The 18,221-nt window shown below is 34.7% G+C and carries 17 protein-coding genes; 8 read left to right on the top strand and 9 right to left on the bottom strand.

All coding sequences use genetic code 11. From position 1 onward, the window contains the following. Positions 1-16 precede the first annotated feature (16 nt). Positions 17-445: a DUF1573 domain-containing protein gene (locus H7F21_RS05665; RefSeq protein ID WP_185788571.1), complete on the bottom strand. Its 429-nt coding sequence runs from the start codon at positions 443-445 to the stop codon at positions 17-19. 184 nt (positions 446-629) lie between these two features. On the opposite strand from H7F21_RS05665, the gene H7F21_RS05670 reads away from it, so the two are divergent. After that, positions 630-3,263: a valine--tRNA ligase gene (locus H7F21_RS05670; RefSeq protein ID WP_185788237.1), complete on the top strand. Its 2,634-nt coding sequence runs from the start codon at positions 630-632 to the stop codon at positions 3,261-3,263. 71 nt (positions 3,264-3,334) lie between these two features. On the opposite strand, the gene H7F21_RS05675 is transcribed toward H7F21_RS05670, so the two are convergent. Next, the gene (locus H7F21_RS05675; protein WP_185788238.1) at positions 3,335-4,024 is read right to left on the bottom strand and encodes a hypothetical protein; all 690 of its coding nucleotides are present in this window, start codon (positions 4,022-4,024) and stop codon (positions 3,335-3,337) included. A 333-nt stretch (positions 4,025-4,357) separates the two neighbouring features. On the opposite strand from H7F21_RS05675, the gene H7F21_RS05680 reads away from it, so the two are divergent. Both H7F21_RS05680 and H7F21_RS17605 read left to right on the top strand, forming a co-directional pair. Next, positions 4,358-5,794 carry an NADP-dependent isocitrate dehydrogenase gene (locus tag H7F21_RS05680; RefSeq protein ID WP_185788239.1) on the top strand — a complete coding sequence of 479 codons (1,437 nt, stop codon included), beginning with the start codon at positions 4,358-4,360 and terminating at the stop codon, positions 5,792-5,794. Positions 5,795-5,882: 88 nt separating this feature from the next. Then, complete coding sequence (locus H7F21_RS17605; protein ID WP_425509957.1) at positions 5,883-6,083, top strand: PLDc N-terminal domain-containing protein; 201 nt, start codon at positions 5,883-5,885, stop codon at positions 6,081-6,083. A gap of 62 nt (positions 6,084-6,145) precedes the next feature. Here H7F21_RS17605 and rodA read toward each other — a convergent pair whose 3' ends face one another. The 6 genes from rodA to purH all read right to left on the bottom strand — a co-directional run bounded on the left by rodA (position 6,146) and on the right by purH (position 13,431). Then, complete coding sequence (gene rodA, locus H7F21_RS05690; RefSeq protein ID WP_185788241.1) at positions 6,146-7,429, bottom strand: rod shape-determining protein RodA; 1,284 nt, start codon at positions 7,427-7,429, stop codon at positions 6,146-6,148. Between the two features lie 3 nt (positions 7,430-7,432). After that, a complete protein-coding gene (mrdA, locus tag H7F21_RS05695) occupies positions 7,433-9,373 on the bottom strand; it encodes a penicillin-binding protein 2 (RefSeq protein WP_185788242.1) in 1,941 nt (646 codons plus the stop codon). Then, a complete protein-coding gene (gene mreD / locus H7F21_RS05700; RefSeq protein ID WP_185788243.1) occupies positions 9,370-9,876 on the bottom strand; it encodes a rod shape-determining protein MreD in 507 nt (168 codons plus the stop codon). The genes mrdA and mreD overlap by 4 nt, the downstream gene beginning before the upstream one ends. After that, on the bottom strand, positions 9,869-10,690 hold the full coding sequence (gene mreC, locus H7F21_RS05705; protein WP_185788244.1) for a rod shape-determining protein MreC: 822 nt from the start codon (positions 10,688-10,690) through the stop codon (positions 9,869-9,871). The genes mreD and mreC overlap by 8 nt, the downstream gene beginning before the upstream one ends. Before the next feature lie 13 nt (positions 10,691-10,703). Beyond that, the gene (locus tag H7F21_RS05710; RefSeq protein WP_185788245.1) at positions 10,704-11,732 is read right to left on the bottom strand and encodes a rod shape-determining protein; all 1,029 of its coding nucleotides are present in this window, start codon (positions 11,730-11,732) and stop codon (positions 10,704-10,706) included. A 169-nt stretch (positions 11,733-11,901) separates the two neighbouring features. Continuing rightward, positions 11,902-13,431 (bottom strand): bifunctional phosphoribosylaminoimidazolecarboxamide formyltransferase/IMP cyclohydrolase, encoded by a 1,530-nt coding sequence (gene purH / locus H7F21_RS05715; protein WP_185788246.1) that lies wholly within the window; start codon positions 13,429-13,431, stop codon positions 11,902-11,904. A 145-nt stretch (positions 13,432-13,576) separates the two neighbouring features. Here purH and H7F21_RS05720 point away from each other — a divergent pair, with 145 nt between their 5' ends. After that, a complete protein-coding gene (locus H7F21_RS05720; RefSeq protein ID WP_185788247.1) occupies positions 13,577-14,830 on the top strand; it encodes an ABC transporter permease in 1,254 nt (417 codons plus the stop codon). Between the two features lie 83 nt (positions 14,831-14,913). Next, positions 14,914-16,167: an ABC transporter permease gene (locus tag H7F21_RS05725; protein ID WP_185788248.1), complete on the top strand. Its 1,254-nt coding sequence runs from the start codon at positions 14,914-14,916 to the stop codon at positions 16,165-16,167. Position 16,168: 1 nt separating this feature from the next. On the opposite strand, the gene H7F21_RS05730 is transcribed toward H7F21_RS05725, so the two are convergent. After that, a complete protein-coding gene (locus tag H7F21_RS05730) occupies positions 16,169-16,624 on the bottom strand; it encodes a GAF domain-containing protein (RefSeq protein ID WP_185788249.1) in 456 nt (151 codons plus the stop codon). 93 nt (positions 16,625-16,717) lie between these two features. On the opposite strand from H7F21_RS05730, the gene xrtF reads away from it, so the two are divergent. Genes xrtF through H7F21_RS05745 form a run of 3 tightly spaced genes read left to right on the top strand, consistent with a single transcriptional unit; the run spans position 16,718 to position 18,156 of the window. Next, positions 16,718-17,269 (top strand): exosortase family protein XrtF, encoded by a 552-nt coding sequence (gene xrtF / locus H7F21_RS05735; RefSeq protein ID WP_185788572.1) that lies wholly within the window; start codon positions 16,718-16,720, stop codon positions 17,267-17,269. After that, complete coding sequence (locus H7F21_RS05740; RefSeq protein ID WP_185788250.1) at positions 17,262-17,690, top strand: exosortase F system-associated membrane protein; 429 nt, start codon at positions 17,262-17,264, stop codon at positions 17,688-17,690. The genes xrtF and H7F21_RS05740 overlap by 8 nt, the downstream gene beginning before the upstream one ends. 46 nt (positions 17,691-17,736) lie before the next feature. Further along, positions 17,737-18,156, top strand: coding sequence for an HYC_CC_PP family protein (locus H7F21_RS05745; RefSeq protein ID WP_185788573.1), 420 nt, complete (start codon positions 17,737-17,739; stop codon positions 18,154-18,156). Positions 18,157-18,221 lie beyond the last annotated feature (65 nt).

Genomic DNA, 18,221 nt, shown 5'->3' on the forward strand with positions numbered 1-18,221 from the left:
ATTTTAAGATTGAATTTTATTGTTCAATCATACTTTTTTCTTTCTTCTCTAAAACACTTGTTTTATTAGGGTCAATGACTAGTCCTTTAATCTTAAGCGCAACCGTTGGAGTATCGGCATTAGACATAACAGTAATGGTTTTCCTAATAGGATTAACTAATCTTGTGTTATATTTTACCTCAATTTCTCCAGTTTCACCTGGCATAATAGGTCCTTTTGGTTTTTTTGGTATTGTACAGCCGCAAGTAGACTTTACATTCGAAATTATGAGTGGCGCATTTCCAGTATTCGTAAACTCAAATGTTCTTACACCATCAGCACCTTTTTCTATAGTACCATAATCGATAACGGTAGTCTTAAATTCAATTTTTGCTACTTTTTCCTCTTGAGCATAAGATCCCAAACTCATTAAACTCACAAATAAAATTGCTATTATATTTTTCATCATTTTATATTTAAATTGATAATCAAAGCTACTTACTTTTTTACTCTCCTCAAAATTATTTAGACGTAATGCACTCCTATTTAACACTATTACAAGTTTAAACGCATATTAATCATTTAATTATTTTTCAAAAAAAGAAATATAAGTACTTTTGTCAGTTACTTAGCAAAAACGATACCAAAATATGGAAATCCCATCAAAATATAACGCATTGTCAGTAGAAAAGAAGTGGTATGACTACTGGATGGAGCACAATTATTTTCATTCTGAACCAGATGAAAGAGAGCCCTATACAATAGTGATTCCTCCTCCAAATGTTACTGGTGTATTGCATATGGGACATATGTTGAATAATACAATACAAGATGTATTGATTCGACGTGCACGTTTATTAGGCAAAAATGCCTGTTGGGTACCAGGAACAGACCATGCTTCCATTGCCACTGAAGCTAAGGTCGTGGCGAAGTTAAAAGAACAAGGCATTGATAAGAACGACCTAACTCGAGAAGAGTTTTTAAAGCATGCTTGGGATTGGACAGAAGAATATGGCGGTGTTATTTTAGAGCAACTAAAAAAGCTGGGATGTTCATGTGATTGGGATAGAACAAAGTTTACATTAGATGACGATATGTCTGAAGCCGTGATTAAGGTTTTTGTAGACTTATTTAACAAGGGCTTGATTTATAGAGGTTATCGCATGGTCAATTGGGATCCAGAGGCTAAGACCACCTTGTCAGATGAGGAGGTCATCCATATCGAAAAACAAGGCTTACTCTATTACTTAGAATATAAAGTTGAAGGCAGCAATGATAAACTAACCATTGCAACTACGAGACCTGAAACCATTTTTGGAGATACAGCGATTTGCATTAATCCAAATGATGAACGTTTTACACATTTAAAAGGTAAAAAGGCTATTGTTCCTATTTGCGGTAGGGTAGTACCAATTATAGAAGATGATTATGTGGATATTGAATTTGGTACAGGTTGTCTCAAGGTGACACCGGCTCATGACGAAAATGATAAGGTTTTAGGGGATAAGCATAATCTTGAAGTTGTAGATATTTTTAATGACGATGCAAGTTTGAATGGTTTCGGAATGCACTATGAAGGTCAAGATCGCTTTGCGGTAAGAAAAGCCATAGTTAAAGAGCTTGAAGCTTCTGGTATTTTGGTGAAAACCGAAAGCCACATTAATAAGGTAGGTACTTCTGAGCGCACCAAAGCAGTTATTGAACCTCGTTTGAGTGATCAATGGTTTTTAAAAATGGAAGATTTAGCTCAGCCAGCTTTAGACGCTGTACTTAAAACAGCTGATGTAAAGTTGTTTCCTAAAAAGTTTGAAAATACCTATCGTCATTGGATGGAAAACATTCGTGATTGGAATATTTCTCGTCAATTACTTTGGGGACAACAAATCCCAGCATATTATTATGGTGATGGGAAAGAGGATTTTGTCGTTGCAGAGAGTATTGAGGATGCTGTAAAACTGGCAAGAGTGAGAACTTCCAACTCCGAGCTGCAAGCTTCGAGCTTAAAACAGGATACAGATGCCCTAGATACATGGTTTAGTTCATGGTTATGGCCAATATCTGTTTTTGATGGAATACGTAATCCTGAAAATGATGAAATTAAATACTATTACCCTACAAATGATTTGGTAACGGGACCAGATATTTTATTCTTTTGGGTGGCCCGTATGATTATTGCTGGTTATGAATATAAAGATGAACGTCCTTTTGAAAACGTATATCTTACCGGGCTGGTTCGAGATAAGCAGCGTCGTAAGATGTCAAAACAGTTGGGGAATTCTCCAGACGCTTTAAAACTAATAGAGGAATATGGCGCAGATGGTGTGCGTGTTGGTCTGCTATTAAGTTCTGCCGCAGGAAACGATTTAATGTTCGATGAAGATCTGTGTCAGCAAGGGAAACAGTTTGCTAATAAAATATGGAATGCTTTTCGATTAATACAAGGCTGGGACATTGATAATTCGATAGAACAACCAAATTCAAGTAAAGTAGCATTGGAGTGGTATGCGTCTAAATTCCAAAAGACCATTGCGGAGATCGAAGATCATTTTAGTAAGTATCGCTTGAGCGATGCCCTAATGACTACTTATAAATTGATTTGGGATGATTTTGCATCGTGGTTATTAGAAATCATTAAACCAGCTTATCAAAAACCAATTGATAGCGCAACGTATAATGAAGTTATTGGAGTGCTTGAAAATAATTTAAAAATACTTCATCCATTTATGCCATTTTTAACAGAAGAAATTTGGCATTATATAAAAGAGCGTGCCCCTGAAGAAGCCTTGATTGTCTCTCAATGGCCAGAGAAGAAGTCGATAAATGATAACCTTATTTCCGAATTTGAACTTGCGGCAGAAGTCATTTCGGGCATTAGAAATATTAGAAAACAAAAGCATATAGCGTTTAAGGATGCGATTGGGTTTTCAATAATTAATAATGAAGATACCTCCTCTACGTTTGATGAGGTGATTTCTAAACTCGGCAATCTTGAAAGTTTCAATTACGTGGATGAGCCTGTTGATGGTGCTCTAACTTTCCGTGTAAAATCAAACGAATATTTTATTCCTATGGAAGGAAGCATCGATGTTGAAGCTGAGGTTAAGAAGCTAACTGAAGAGTTGAATTATACCGAAGGTTTCCTGAAGTCCGTTCAGAAGAAGCTGACTAACGAGCGATTTGTAAATAATGCACCAGAACAAGTTGTGGCCTCAGAAAAGAAGAAAGAAGCTGATGCTTTGGCTAAGATTGAAACGATTAAGACCAGTTTAGAAAGCTTGAATTAGAATAATACTTCCGTTAATCATTTGATTTAATTTTAAGTTAGGCAATGTGTTTTTCACTTGCCAATAAGAATTTATAGACTACATTTATTTGCTAGTTTATAGAAGTATGCCATATTTTTCTCTTTATGAATATTTTTAGAGGTTGATTCTTTAATGAATTCATTACAACCTTTGAAATATTCATTCAATCTTTTTAGATTGCTTTTTACATTAGATTCAGGATATTTATATTCAATTATGTTCGAGTTGGCTTTTGTTATATAGATTAGGTGATGTTGAAATTTATTTGCAGAATGTGTAGTGTTAAAACGATAAAATTCAACATTCTCACCTAAATAAATAATTTTAACTAGCCTGGCTATATTCTTTTCAGGACTATATATGACTTTATAATATCTTATTAAATCGGCTTCACTTTGAGCATTAAATGGTGTTGGTTTATTCATTCTTTTTTGTTGTCGGTAACGTCCAATCAATCCTTCATTTGGTAGCAAAGTGATTTTTTTTATTTCAGAAATAGCATACTTTTCTCGAGATTTTTTTCCTTTACCTCTCCATATGATTTTTATTTCATCTTTTCCTGATGCGCCTTCAATGTTTGCAATTGCAAAATCACCCTCTAATACTTTTCCATCGATAAATTCAACTTTGTTAAACTTTGGTATTGATTTTTTGATCGTGTCTTGTTTTATATCATCTTGCTGTGAAAGAACTATTTGAGGAACAAGAAGTAATATTAGTAGGAATAAGTAGTTTTTCATAAACATATTTTATAATTGAAAATTGATTATGACAATGAAAGTTGGTATAAGTCATTTAATTTTGTTCAAATATAAATGAATTCTACCACTATTTATCTTATTGTTATCCAGCTTCACCAAAATGAATGCTGAATTGGTTAATCCTAGCCTTAATTAGTTAAAATTTTCTAAAAATTTATGCAGGCTTACGGCGGTAAATTGAGAAATTTCTAGAATGGGCCTACTTCGAAAACGTTTTCAATAAATAATATTTATATATATCATTAAAAACATATATAAAAATATATGAGGAATGAGTGTCATCTTTGCAGCGTATTAAAACAACATGCAATTATGATAAAAGTTTCATTAGCCAAAGGCGATGGCATTGGTCCAGAAATAATGGACGCAACGCTTAATATTCTTTCTGCTGCAGGAGCAGACTTAACTTTTGAAGAAATCGAGGTAGGAGAAAAGGTATATTTATCAGGCAACTCAACTGGTATTTCAGATGACGCTTGGCAATCTATAAGACAAAATAAGATATTACTTAAAGCCCCAATCACAACACCTCAGGGTGGCGGTTATAAAAGCTTAAACGTTACTATGAGAAAAACATTGGGATTATATTCTAATGTAAGGCCATGTCGCAGTTTACATCCTTTTGTCACAACTAAGCATCCCGAAATGGACGTTGTAATCATCAGAGAGAATGAAGAAGATTTGTATGCAGGGATTGAGCATCAGCAAACGGACGAAGTTGTACAATGTTTGAAACTGATTAGTCGTCCTGGATGTGAAAAAATAGTCACTTACGCTTTTGAATACGCGAAGAAATATGGTAGGAAGAAAGTAACTTGTTTTACTAAGGATAACATTATGAAACAGACCGATGGTCTCTTTCATAAGGTATTTGATGAAGTAGCATCACGTTACCCAGATATAATCAACGAACATTGGATTGTGGACATTGGTTCTGCGTTATTGGCAGATTCGCCAGAAGATTTCGATGTTATTGTGATGCCAAACCTCTACGGTGACGTAGTTTCTGATATAGCAGCCCAGATTACAGGCTCTGTTGGATTGGCAGGCTCTGCGAATATCGGTCAGGAATGTGCAATTTTCGAGGCCATTCACGGCTCTGCGCCAGATATTGCGGGTAAAAATGTGGCAAATCCATCAGGATTAATCAATGGTGCCGTAATGATGCTGAATCATGTTGGACAGAGTGATGTCGCGGCTAAAATTCAAAATGCATGGTTAAGGACTATAGAAGATGGTGTGCATACCAATGATATTTACGACCCTATTATGAGTACTCGTCGTGTTGGTACAAAGGAGTTTGCTGAAGCCGTAATTGCTAACCTTGGGAATAAACCTAAGCAATTACCAGAAGTACATTTCGATGATAATACGCCATTGGTGCTGCCAAAATATCAAAGACAACCGTCAAAAAACAAGAAAGTGGTTGGTGTAGATTTATTTGTGGATTGGCATGGCTATGATGCTAATGAACTTGCAGACAAATTGAAACCTCTCAATAACGATGAGCTAGAATTGTCAATGATAACAAATAGAGGTATAAAGGTTTGGCCAAATGGTTTTGACGAAACATTTTGTACCGATCATTGGAGATGTCGATATACAGCTAAGAATGGGAAAGAATTATCGAAAAGAAAAATTATAGGAGTATTACAATCTGCTTTAGAGCATGATATAGATGCTATAAAAACAGAAAACTTGTATACGTTCGATGGTGTAAGGGGTTACTCATTAGGACAAGGACAATAAAAGTTTTCAAAATACTTGCATTCTGAGAATTTATAAAAAAGTTAGTCATACTGTTCTTGGAATGTAAGTTAAAATTTCAGACACCATGATGCTGGTAGATTCAGGATTGGTAAATTTTTTCATAAGTTGTTATATACTAATCATACTGCTTCTGTGTATGGTTGTGCTAAGATCACAGAGGAAAATTAAGAGCAAAATGGTTTGGTTAGTATTGTTACTGTTTTTACCTGTACTTGGTGTCTTTTTTTATATTATGTCCGTCACATTTAAGGTTAACGATATGACCTAATATCAGTTAGTGGCAAATTGATATATCAACAAAAAGGCTATTTCTAGAACGGTACTTGTTATTTACCACTCATTGATCTTATTACTATCGAGCTTCACAAAAATGAATAATAAAATAGTAAACCCCCAAAGTCCTGAACCACCATAACTGAAGAAAGGTAAGGGTATTCCGACTGTTGGGATTAAGCCCATTACCATACCTATATTGATTGTAAAGTGAACAAACAGAATTGAAGCTACACCATAACCATATACACGACTAAATTGTGATTTTTGCGCTTCAGCCAAATAGAGAATCCGAATAATGAGAAACACAAAAAGGAGAACCACAATACTACTCCCCAAGAATCCCCATTCCTCTCCAACTGTGCTAAATATATAATCGGTTTCTTGTTCTGGAACAAACTTACCAGTAGTCCTTGTGCCTTGTAAAAAGCCCTTTCCTACTAAACCTCCAGAACTAATTGCTTGTTCGGATTGTATCAGGTTGTAGGCTTCTGCTTTTTTCATTCTTTCAAGCTTTACAGGATCTTTCTCTAGTCGTAACCAAAGACTAATTCGATTCTGCTGATGAGCTTTTAAGCCATGTTCATAAAATAATTTTACACCATAAGAAAAACCTACAGCGACTAAAAGCACTAGAATGTATTGAAATATAGATTCTCGCTTTTTTTTCTTTCTTAAAAAAAAAGAAATAATTAGTATCGATGTTGCCAGAAGCGCCGTGATTAGGACCCCAAATTTTAAGCCAAGAATGGCTAGGACAATTAAGGATAAGCCCATTACCAAGTATATCTGTTGTAAGCCTTCGCGATACAAGACAAAGAAAAATGCGAGGTAAACAATGGTGCTTCCAGCGTCATTTTGAAGTAAAATAAATAAGGCAGGAACAAAAATAATAGCAACAACACGCAGTTGATCTTTTAAGGTTTGCATATTGGTTTGCAAATCACTAATGTATTTTCCAACAGCTAAAGCTGTGGCGAACTTTGCAAACTCACTAGGTTGAAGAGTCATACTTCCAATGCCATACCACGAGCGCGCGCCATTGATTTCTTTTCCAAAAATGAATAAACCCAATAGAGCCAAAAGCGCCCCCAGATAAATTATACTGGCAAAGCGTTCATAAAACTTAGCTTCGAAAGACAGAATGATTATGATGAGAACGAAGGTTAGACCAATAAAAATTAGTTGTTTACCATAAAGTTGCGAAGTGTCAAAGTAATTCGCTATATCGCCATCGTGTGATGCCGAAAGAATGTTGAGATACCCAAAACCTACTAGTAATAGAAATAGAATAATTGTAATCCAATCAAATTTAAAACGTCGTTGATTTTCTCTCAGCATAGATTACAACTTTGGTATTTCTGCTTTTAACCTCATAAGTTTTTGATATTCTTCTTCTGAAATAGCTTCGAGGGTTGTTTGTCTGTTAATTCCAAAAGGTTCTCCAGAAAAAGGTTTTTGATATTCGTGTTCTAGAGAATATCTTAAAACGAAACTTTCCATATCCTTTCGAGTAATTTCACCTCTGATATAGTATTCTATCATCAAACTCGCCATTCTGCCTGCAAAGCGACTTCCAAAGTATCCATTTTCTACAAACACGGCAATAGCAATCTTTGGATTATCTTTTGGAGCAAACGCTACAAAAATAGAATGGTCCGTTAATTGAGTCTTAACACTGTCAATGATAGCAAAGTTTTCAGCTGTACCTGTTTTACCACAGATGTCAATACCTTTTACACGCAACATTTCTGCCGTACCCTTGTTATAAACATCAAACATGCCTTGTACAACAGGTTCAAAATGCTCTTTATCTATGGTTGTACGTTTTGGTGTGGTAAATTTTAAAGGAATTATCTCTCCTTCTATATTCTTGATAATATGAGGTGTGTAATAATATCCTCTATTACCTATTGCTGCAGCCATATTTGCCAATTGAATTGGAGTGGCCAAGACTTCACCTTGCCCAATGGCATTAGATATTGTAAATGTAGTGTACCATCTGTTTTTACCATAACCTCTGTCATAAGTTTCGGCTGATGGCACTTTACCCGGTTGTCCAACCGATAAATCATTATTTAAATAATTACCCAGTCCAAAACTCTTAATATGCTTACTCCAATTATCCATACCTTCAGCAGGAGAATCATATTTATCTATGATGCGTCTGTAAACATTGGCAAAATAAGCATTGCAAGATTGCGAGACACCTGTATTCATATTAACAGGGCTTCTATGCGCATGACATCCCATTTTTCTGTTACCATAGCGATAACCTAGTGAGCAACTAAAGCGCTCATCCTCTGTAACAACTCCCTCTTGTAGCGCTACCAAAGCGTTGAGTGTTTTAAATGGAGAACCTGGAGGATACATTGCTTGCAAACCTCGATCGAATAAGGGCTTTGCAATACTATCATTATATAATTTTGAAAAGTTCTTGGAACGATCTCTACCTACTAATAAATTTGGGTTATATGATGGGCCAGAAATCATAGCCAAAATTTCGCCTGAGCTTGGTTCTATAGCAATGATACCGCCACGTTTGTTAGTCATCAACAATTCACCATAAGCTTGAAGCTTTGCATCAATAGTTATGGTGATATCTTTTCCAGGTACAGGTAAGGTATCTAACTTTCCCTCTTTAAAAGGTTCTATATCTTTATTAAATCTATCTTTTTGAATAAATTTAATTCCTTTGACACCTCTAAGTGTTTTTTCATAAGTCTGTTCAATGCCTTGCTTACCGATAAGGTCACCAAGTCTGTAATAGGGTTGTTTGGCTATTATGCCACGATTTACTTCCCCGATATCACCTAGCACATTGGCACCAATGGTGGTTTGATAAGATCTAAGTGAACGCTTTTGAATATAAAAACCCTCGTACTTTCGCATTTTTTCCTGTAATACTGCATAGTCACTTTTAGATAACTGTGACACAAATGGCGAGGATAAACGAGGTGAATAATTAGTAGCGCGCTCAAGTTTTTTATCGTAGTCTTCTCTTGTAATTTTTAATAACTGACAGAATTCGTTTATCTCCAGAGAATCCATAGGCTCCACTTCCCTAGGTATTACCATAACATCATAAGATGGTTGGTTGGCGACTAGAAGTTTTCCGTTCCTGTCATACACATAACCACGTTTTGGGTAATTATAAACCTTTCTTATGGCATTATCTTCATAGACATTGTAGTCGTAACCTCCATAAACTTGAAGGTAGAACAGACGACCTATAAAAACCAAGCCAACAAGAAGAACAGTAGTTAAGAGTAATAGTTTTCTCATTTTTTGTTGCGACTAAATAAAATTATAATCAGTACACTGAGTATTATAGTAAAAATACTAGAGAATAACGTCTTTTGTAATATCAAAAGTATGTTTGCCATATTAAAAATCTCAAGCGTAAACAAAATAAAATGATGAATCAAAGTGCCGAAAGTGATATAAGTTATCAAACTTCCTATTTCAGTATTGCCAAATTTTATGGTTTGGTGCTCGTAAAGCATCCCAAAGGAGGTTTTTAAAAGTATTGGTCTTGCATAGGCCAAACAAACAGAAGCAGCGGCGTGAACACCTCCAGAATCAGAAAACATATCGACCAGCATACCAAGTAAAAAACTTGCTAGCAAAAATGCAAGTCTATCGTCTTTTATAGGGAAAAGAAAGATGAATATAATATAGATATACGGATTTATGTAGCCTAGAAAATTGATATTGTTACAAATAATCACTTGTGCCAAAAGGAGCACTATAAATCGGACGCTATTTAAAATTACTACATTATTCATTGCTAGTACTTTCTAAAGCTTTGATTTCGTCTTTATCTATATTCTCTAAAATGTAGACTGTTCCAATATTGGTCATGTCATTAAAAAGCTTGACTTGTAAGGTGTTTGTATCTCCTCCAATATCAGTTTTAAAACTTTCAACTATACCTACACCAATACCTTTAGGGAATATAGCTGATTCTCCACCTGTTTCAATGGTATCTCCAATCTTGATTGGTGCAAATGTCGATATATCCTCTAGTTGGGTATAATGAGGTGATTTTCCATCCCAGGTAAGTGATCCTTTATGATCTGTAGATTTCAACTTTGCGTTGATTCTACTATTACCATTTAAAATAGAAAGTATTGTGGCATAATTTCCTGAGGTATTATCAATAATACCAACAATCCCTTTTGACGTAATGACTCCAAAATCTTCTTTAATACTGTCATTTTCACCCTTATTTATGGTGAGGTAATTATTTGATAGAGAATAGCTGTTCTTATAAACCTCTGCTCTTGTAACTTTATATTTGCCGTTAGTATATGTGGAGTCAATAAAAGAATTTTCAGAAGAAGTATTTAAATTAAAAAGCTGTTCTCTTAAGCGTCTATTTTCCTCAGAAAGAATTTCATTTTCTTTTTCTAAATCGAAATAGTCATCTACAGAATTAAAAAGGCCATAAACACCGCCTGTAAGACTATTTGCTGAGTTTATGAATTTACTACGATGATAAGAATGCGATTGTATTGTTAGCGCTAACGAAATACTAAAGAGCAATAAAAACAACAGAAACGTTTTGTTCTTAATAACAAAATTGATGATTTGTTGCATTATTTACACCTTATTATTTTATCAATACGCTTTTGTATTTAGATAAATTCTTAAGCACAATCCCTGTACCTCTTACAACAGCTCTCAATGGGTCTTCCGCAATATATACCGGCAAGTCTGTTTTTTGGGAGAGACGCTTGTCCAGTCCTCTTAGCATAGATCCACCGCCTGCAAGATAGATTCCTGTATTGTAAATATCCGCTGCTAATTCGGGAGGTGTTTGAGATAACGTTTCCATCACAGAATCTTCAATTCGAAGTATAGACTTATCTAGTGCTTTTGCGATTTCACGATAAGAAATATTGACCTGTTTTGGCTTTCCAGTTAATAAGTCACGCCCTTGAACGCTCATATCTTCTGGAGGCAATTCTAAATCTTCAGTGGCAGCACCAATCTGGATTTTGATTTTTTCAGCTGTTCTATCACCAACGTAGAGATTGTGTTGAGTACGCATGTAGTAAATTATATCATTGGTAAATACATCACCAGCAACTTTTACGGATTTATCACATACAATACCTCCAAGTGCAATTACTGCAATTTCTGTCGTTCCACCGCCAATATCTACGATCATGTTTCCTTTAGGTTGCATAATATCCACACCAATACCGATTGCCGCTGCCATTGGTTCGTGAATTAAGTAAACCTCTTTACCATTAACGCGCTCACAAGATTCTTTTACCGCACGCATCTCAACTTCTGTGATTCCGGATGGAATACAAACCACCATTCTTAAAGCAGGATTAAAGAATTTTTTCTTCAATGCAGGAATATTCTTAATGAACAAACTTATCATTTGTTCAGAAGCATCAAAATCTGCTATTACACCGTCTTTTAAGGGACGAATTGTTTTGATATTCTCATGCGTTTTTCCTTGCATCATATTGGCTTCCTTGCCAACTGCTATTATTTTTCCGCTTATGCGGTCTCTTGCTACTATAGAAGGGTTGTCAACTACAACTTTATCGTTGTGTATGATTAAAGTGTTTGCGGTTCCTAAATCTATGGCTATTTCTTCGGTTAGGAAATCAAAAAATCCCATGTGCTATTCTAATATTATTTGGGTTACTCTCGTCAATTTTTATGACTAAGCGTAAATGTAATAAATTATACGTTATTTATATACTTATAGACGTTTTCTTATATCTTTTTTATTAAGTCGATTTATAAATCTCTTAAATAGATAAAAAAGACAACACTGCTTTCAGGATTTAATGCTTAAAATGACGTGTGCCTGTGAATACCATCGCAACATTATTCTCATTGCAATAGTTGATACTTAGTTCGTCTTTTATAGAGCCTCCAGGTTGAATCACGGCAGTAATGCCAGCATTTTTGGCAATTTCAACACAGTCTGGAAATGGAAAAAATGCATCGCTTGCCATTGCTGCGCCGTCCAAATCAAAATTAAAAGACTTTGCTTTATGAATGGCTTGATTTAGAGCATCTACACGACTCGTTTGCCCAGTTCCACTTGCGCAAAGTTGTTTGTTCTTTGCTAGAACTATAGTATTGGATTTGGTATGTTTACACAATTTTGAAGCAAATATTAAATCCTCAAGTTCGCTCTGAGTAGGTGATGTTTTAGTTATGGTTTTTAAATCGTCTAGACTATCCGTTTTGGCATCACGCTCTTGTACTAACGCTCCATTTAGACATGTTCTTACTGTAGTTTTTGGTAGTTCGACATCATGAAGAATTAATAGTATTCTATTCTTCTTACCTTTTAATATGTCTAGAGCTTCATCACTAAAGGAAGGTGCGATAACAACTTCGCAGAATAGTTTATGAATTTCGCCAGCAGTGGCTTCGTCAATTTCTGTATTGGAAATTAAAATACCGCCAAATGCCGAGACAGGATCACCAGCCAAAGCATCTACATACGCTTGATGAACGGTGTCTCGCTGCGCAAAACCACAAGCATTGTTATGCTTTAAAATGGCAAAAGTAGGAGCTTCACCCTTGAATTCAAGAATAAGATTTACCGCTGCGTCAACATCCAACAAATTGTTATAGCTCAATTCTTTTCCATGAAGTTTGGTGAACATGGCTTCAAAATCACCGAAGAAAAACCCTTTCTGATGTGGGTTTTCACCATAACGTAACACTTTACCATTAGTCTCGCTGATTTTTAAAGTAGGATGGTCGTGATTTTTGTTGAAGTAGTTAAATATCGCAGTATCATAATGAGATGATACATTAAAGGCTTTTGCAGCAAATCGTTTTCTATCGTCTTCGGATGTTTCACCATTTTTGGCTTCTAACAATTCAAGAAACTCTGAATAATCATCAACAGAAGATACACAAGTAACGTCTGCATAATTTTTAGCAGCTGCTCTTATCAATGAAATGCCACCTATATCAATTTTTTCAATAATATCTTGGTTGCTTGCTCCAGACGCAACTGTCTTTTCAAAAGGGTAAAGATCAACAATAACTAAATCGATTTGAGGAATTTCAAATTCAGCCAACTCAGCAACATCACCATCATGATTTTGACGATTTAAAATACCACCAAAAACTTTTGGGTGAAGTGTTTTGACACGTCCACCAAGAATCGAAGGATAAGAAGTAACATCCTCAACAGGGACGACATCAATGCCTAAATCTTTTATAAATTTTTCGGTCCCACCAGTAGAATAGATGGTGACATTTAAATCGTTGAGTTTTTTAACGATTGGTGCTAATCCATCCTTACTAAAAACTGAAATTAGTGCAGATGAAATGGTTTTGTTGCTCATAATGTTGTGTTGTGATTTTTGATGTTGCAAAAATAAACATAATCAATAGTAAAACATGTGAAGCAAAACCAGTTTATTCAAGTTTTTTGTAACAATAAATTGTTGAAAACGTCCTATCTTTAAAATGTTTTAAAACAACCAATTCATGCTTGTCTATTTAAGAGTATTTAAAGAGAGTTTTTCTTTTGCATTAAATGCGTTAAGGAATAATAAACTAAGAACATTCTTATCATTATTGGGCGTAACGGTTGGTATCTTTTCAATTATAGCTGTATTGGCAGCTGTAGATTCGTTAGATAGGAATATAAAAGATAGTTTATCTGGTTTAGATAAGAATACCATTTATATATCTAAATACTCATTCGGACCTACAGAGGTGCCTCGTTGGAAACGTGATAATTTCCCTCAAACGGATTATGACGATTATGAATTCATAAAACGAAATGTCCCAGATATTGCGGCATCGGCATATGTTATTTTTGGTGGAAACGAAACGGTAAGATACCAGGCAGAAACTGTTTCTGGCGTTAATGTTACTCCAGTATCCAACGAAATTTACGAGATTGAAGACTTTAAAGTAGAAAAGGGAAGATTCTATTCTGAATTAGAGTCTGAAACGGGTGCACCAGTTATAGTTTTAGGAGCAGACTTGGCTGAAAGTCTTTTCGATAATTCCAATCCAATTGGTAAACAAATTAGAGTTTATGGAAGGAAACTAACGGTTATAGGCGTCCTTAAAAAGCTTGGCTCGGGTCTAGGAGATTCACCAGATGGAAGAGCTTATGTGCCCGCAAATTTCGTCAGACGCTTTAGGAATGGTGGTGTAGATGGATTGCCAGGAGCTGTAATAATTAAACCTGAAAAAGATGTTGATATTGGTGGTTTTGAAAATGTTCTGAAACAAAAGTTCAGAGCTTTTCGAGGGCTTAAAGCAGATGAAGATGATGATTTTTTTGTTAACAAAATTGCTGGTTTGGTGTCATTTGTTGATAGTATTATATCTATGCTAAATGGTGTGGGTTGGGTCATTAGTGGCTTTTCTTTACTTGTAGGCGGTTTTGGCATTGCCAATATTATGTTTGTAAGTGTAAAAGAACGTACGAATCTTATCGGTATTCAAAAATCCCTAGGTGCGAAAAAAAGATTTATTTTATTTCAGTTTTTGTTTGAGGCTACAATATTAGCAGTGGTTGGCGGCTTGGTTGGTTTGCTACTTGTTTGGATTATATCGATGGTAATGAATGGAATAGTAGGGGAAAGTTTTGAATTTGTACTTTCTTTTGGAAATATGTTCTTAGGATTTTTCTTGTCAACAATTATTGGGTTACTATCAGGTGTTATTCCTGCAATTTCTGCATCCAAATTAGATCCTGTTGAAGCCATTAGAACAGGTATGTAATAGTCCATAATACATTTAAGCTTTTTGTAACATCTTATTATTTAAAAGCCAGTATATTTAGATATTCGAAATATTGGCTAAAAATGGTTTTATATCTACGTTTATTTAAAGAGAGTTTTTCATTTGCATTTAATGCGCTGCGTAATAATAAACTTAGAACGTTTTTGTCCTTATTAGGCGTAACCATTGGTATATTCTCCATTATAGCAGTTCTTGCCGCTGTAGATTCCTTGGATAAACAGATTAAATCACAACTAAGTTCTTTGGACAGCAATACGATGTACGTTGCTAATATCTCTTTTGGACCTACCGAAGTTCCAAGATGGACTTACGAAACATTTGATGAAATTTCTTATAACGAGTATAAGTATCTTAAAGCTGGACTCAATGGCGCAGAACATGTTGCTTTCCAATTATTTGTAAGACCTGAAAATATTAGGTATGAATCTGAATTGATTAGTGGTGTTAATACTGTTGTGGTATCAAAAGAGTTCACGGATATTCAAGTATTGGAGTTTGAAAAAGGGCGTTTTTATAATGAATCTGAATCTAATGCCGGAAAACCTGTGGTGGTCATCGGTTCTAAAATTGCAGAGTCTCTATTTGGTAATTTAGAGCCTATTGGAAAAAAAGTGCGTATTTATGGGCAAAAATTCACGGTTATTGGTGTGGTGAAGAAAGAAGGCTCAGGACTGTTTGGAGACAGTAATGACGTGTCTATGTTTTTACCCGCAAATTATGTAAGAAACAGATATGGTGATAACAACAGGAACTTTAAAAATATTGTAATCATAAAGCCAAAAGCAGATGTGGATATAAGTGGTCTAAAAGCTGAGGTCACTCAAATTTTGCGCAATAAACGAGGTATAAAACCAGATGGCATAAATTCATTTTTTATAAATATTATCTCGGGATTAAAAGATGCCATAGATGGAATTATTGGTACACTTAATTTGGTAGGTTGGGTTATAAGCGGCTTTTCATTATTAGTTGGAGGCTTTGGTATCGCTAATATCATGTTTGTAAGCGTGAAAGAACGTACTAATCTTATTGGTATTCAAAAATCTTTGGGTGCCAAGAATAGGTTTATATTGTTTCAATTTTTATTTGAAGCTGTTATTCTTGCTATAGTTGGCGGTGTAATAGGGTTACTGCTAGTTTGGGTAATAGCTAAAATAATGAATGGTGTTGTAGAAGATTTTGAGTTTGTACTTTCTTTTGGTAATATGTTCCTTGGCTTTGTACTATCTACATTTATTGGCCTCATTTCTGGAGTGATACCTGCGATTTCTGCATCAAAATTAGATCCGGTCGAGGCTATAAGAACAGGAATGTAGACTATAATAGTTTAGCAACTTCTTTACAAACAAATTCTAAAAAGCGCTCATCATCTACCGAGAAAGGATCTGGAGTATTGGAATCGATATCGATTTGACCAATATTTTCACCATTAACAAAAATAGGAATAACAATTTCCGCTTTAACTGTTATGCTACAGGCAATATAGTTATCCTGAGCAGAGACATCTGGTACCACAAAATTTTGATTGCTTACCGCCACCTGCCCACAAATGCCTTTTCCAAATGGAATAATTGTATGGTCTGTAGGTTCACCTACATAAGGTCCTAGCTTAAGTTCTTGTTTATCGCCATTTTTAAAATAGAACCCTACCCAATTATAGTAGTCAATACTACTTTCTAAAATGGTACAAATTTCTTGAATACGCTCGTCTTTACTCAAATGGTCTTGAGAGATTATGTGTTTTATTTTAGGTTTAAGGGTTTCAAATTTCATAGTGAATAAACTTTTGGTAAAAGTATTTAAAACATTCAATTTTAAATTAGGGTTTTCATAAATTTAACAGCAAACTAACATTGCTGTTTTATTCTGAAAGAACTTCTAATTAAATATAAACTTGTTATTCGTTTTATTATCACTTTTTTAGTGGTCTACGGTCTGCTAACTATTGGTTACCATTTTTATCTAAATCTTTCTGACGGCTCTAAATATTATCCAGATTACATGACGCATTTGGTCTCAAAACAAACTAATACCTTACTTAATAGCATAGGTTACGAGGCTCATGTTTTACCTCATCCCAATGAGCCCTCGATGAAGGTGATTATTAATGGTAAGTTTGTCGCTAGGATCATAGAGGGTTGTAATGCCGTCAGTATTATTGTTTTATTTCTGTCTTTTATCATTGCTTTTGCGGGTAAGTTTAAAACCACATTGTTTTATTGTCTTGCTGGTAGCATCATTATTTATGTATTTAATCTAATAAGGATAGTCATACTATCGATCGGACTCTATCATTATCCTTGGCGACGCGAAATTTTACATGAGATTATCTTTCCCATGTTAATTTATGGAACTGTTTTTTTGCTTTGGATGGTTTGGGTCAATCGTTTTTCTAAATCCGTAAAATCAAATGCCTAAACTAACGCGTTACATTATGGCATTTGTATTTCTGGTTATTTTAGTAGCTATTCGCGCATTTGAGGATGACTTATTTTATGATCCTTATTTAACGTTTTTCGAGAATGATTATCTATATATCGATAGTCCAAGACGTGAAATAGTAAAGCTGACGGCCTTTACAAGTTTGCGGTATTTGCTAAATACATTGGCTTCTTTGGGAATTCTGTATTTTATCTTCAATGACAAAATCATGATAAAATTTTCAGTTTTATTGTATGCACTTGCTTATGTGTTGTTGCTTATGCCGTTTTTGTATTTTGTGATTAATCCAAATCAAGAAGATTACTACTTGTTCTTTAATATCAGACGCTTTTTAATTCAGCCTATTGGGCTAATTCTATTATTACCAGCCTTTTATTATTATAAGTTGAATCGTTAAGGTATTGATAAAACTTACACCAGTATTTGGAATTTTGTAACTTTGTATCGTGAAGTGTGCTTTAACCTATAAAATATTTTCAGTCATCTTATCATTTTTGGTGCTGTTTTCGACATTGTCATTGACCGTTGAAAAACATTTTTGTGGAAATACTTTAGTAGACACTTCTATTTTTAGTGAAAGTAAAAAGTGTGGAATGGAATTCAATGAAAAGGAGTCTGAGACACAATCACTTAAAAAGAGTTGTTGTAAGGATGAAATTGATGTCCTTAAAGGTCAAGATGAAATTGTTCTAAAAACCTTTGATGATCTTGATGATATTCAAAAACAAGTTCTTTTTGCTTTTACATATACTTATTTTAATCTTTATGAGAGCTTACCTAAAGAAATCACGCCTCACAAGGATTATTCACCTCCATTGTTGGTCAAAAATATTCAGGCCTTAGATGAAACTTACCTTATTTGATTTAGTATAACTTTTTAATTAAAAAAAGCACATTTCTATGTGCTAATTGTTATACCTACAAATCA

Origin of the sequence: Winogradskyella flava (assembly GCF_014243395.1) — a bacterium.
Classification (GTDB): domain Bacteria; phylum Bacteroidota; class Bacteroidia; order Flavobacteriales; family Flavobacteriaceae; genus Winogradskyella; species Winogradskyella flava.

What these genes read in the sequence shown, in the direction of transcription:
- H7F21_RS05665 (WP_185788571.1), bottom strand. Translation starts at nt 445, where the DNA reads ATGAAAAATATAATAGCAATTTTATTTGTGAGTTTAATGAGTTTGGGA.
- H7F21_RS05670 (WP_185788237.1), top strand. Translation starts at nt 630, where the DNA reads ATGGAAATCCCATCAAAATATAACGCATTGTCAGTAGAAAAGAAGTGG.
- H7F21_RS05675 (WP_185788238.1), bottom strand. Translation starts at nt 4,024, where the DNA reads ATGAAAAACTACTTATTCCTACTAATATTACTTCTTGTTCCTCAAATA.
- H7F21_RS05680 (WP_185788239.1), top strand. Translation starts at nt 4,358, where the DNA reads ATGATAAAAGTTTCATTAGCCAAAGGCGATGGCATTGGTCCAGAAATA.
- H7F21_RS17605 (WP_425509957.1), top strand. Translation starts at nt 5,883, where the DNA reads ATGCTGGTAGATTCAGGATTGGTAAATTTTTTCATAAGTTGTTATATA.
- rodA (WP_185788241.1), bottom strand. Translation starts at nt 7,429, where the DNA reads ATGCTGAGAGAAAATCAACGACGTTTTAAATTTGATTGGATTACAATT.
- mrdA (WP_185788242.1), bottom strand. Translation starts at nt 9,373, where the DNA reads ATGAGAAAACTATTACTCTTAACTACTGTTCTTCTTGTTGGCTTGGTT.
- mreD (WP_185788243.1), bottom strand. Translation starts at nt 9,876, where the DNA reads ATGAATAATGTAGTAATTTTAAATAGCGTCCGATTTATAGTGCTCCTT.
- mreC (WP_185788244.1), bottom strand. Translation starts at nt 10,690, where the DNA reads ATGCAACAAATCATCAATTTTGTTATTAAGAACAAAACGTTTCTGTTG.
- H7F21_RS05710 (WP_185788245.1), bottom strand. Translation starts at nt 11,732, where the DNA reads ATGGGATTTTTTGATTTCCTAACCGAAGAAATAGCCATAGATTTAGGA.
- purH (WP_185788246.1), bottom strand. Translation starts at nt 13,431, where the DNA reads ATGAGCAACAAAACCATTTCATCTGCACTAATTTCAGTTTTTAGTAAG.
- H7F21_RS05720 (WP_185788247.1), top strand. Translation starts at nt 13,577, where the DNA reads ATGCTTGTCTATTTAAGAGTATTTAAAGAGAGTTTTTCTTTTGCATTA.
- H7F21_RS05725 (WP_185788248.1), top strand. Translation starts at nt 14,914, where the DNA reads ATGGTTTTATATCTACGTTTATTTAAAGAGAGTTTTTCATTTGCATTT.
- H7F21_RS05730 (WP_185788249.1), bottom strand. Translation starts at nt 16,624, where the DNA reads ATGAAATTTGAAACCCTTAAACCTAAAATAAAACACATAATCTCTCAA.
- H7F21_RS05740 (WP_185788250.1), top strand. Translation starts at nt 17,262, where the DNA reads ATGCCTAAACTAACGCGTTACATTATGGCATTTGTATTTCTGGTTATT.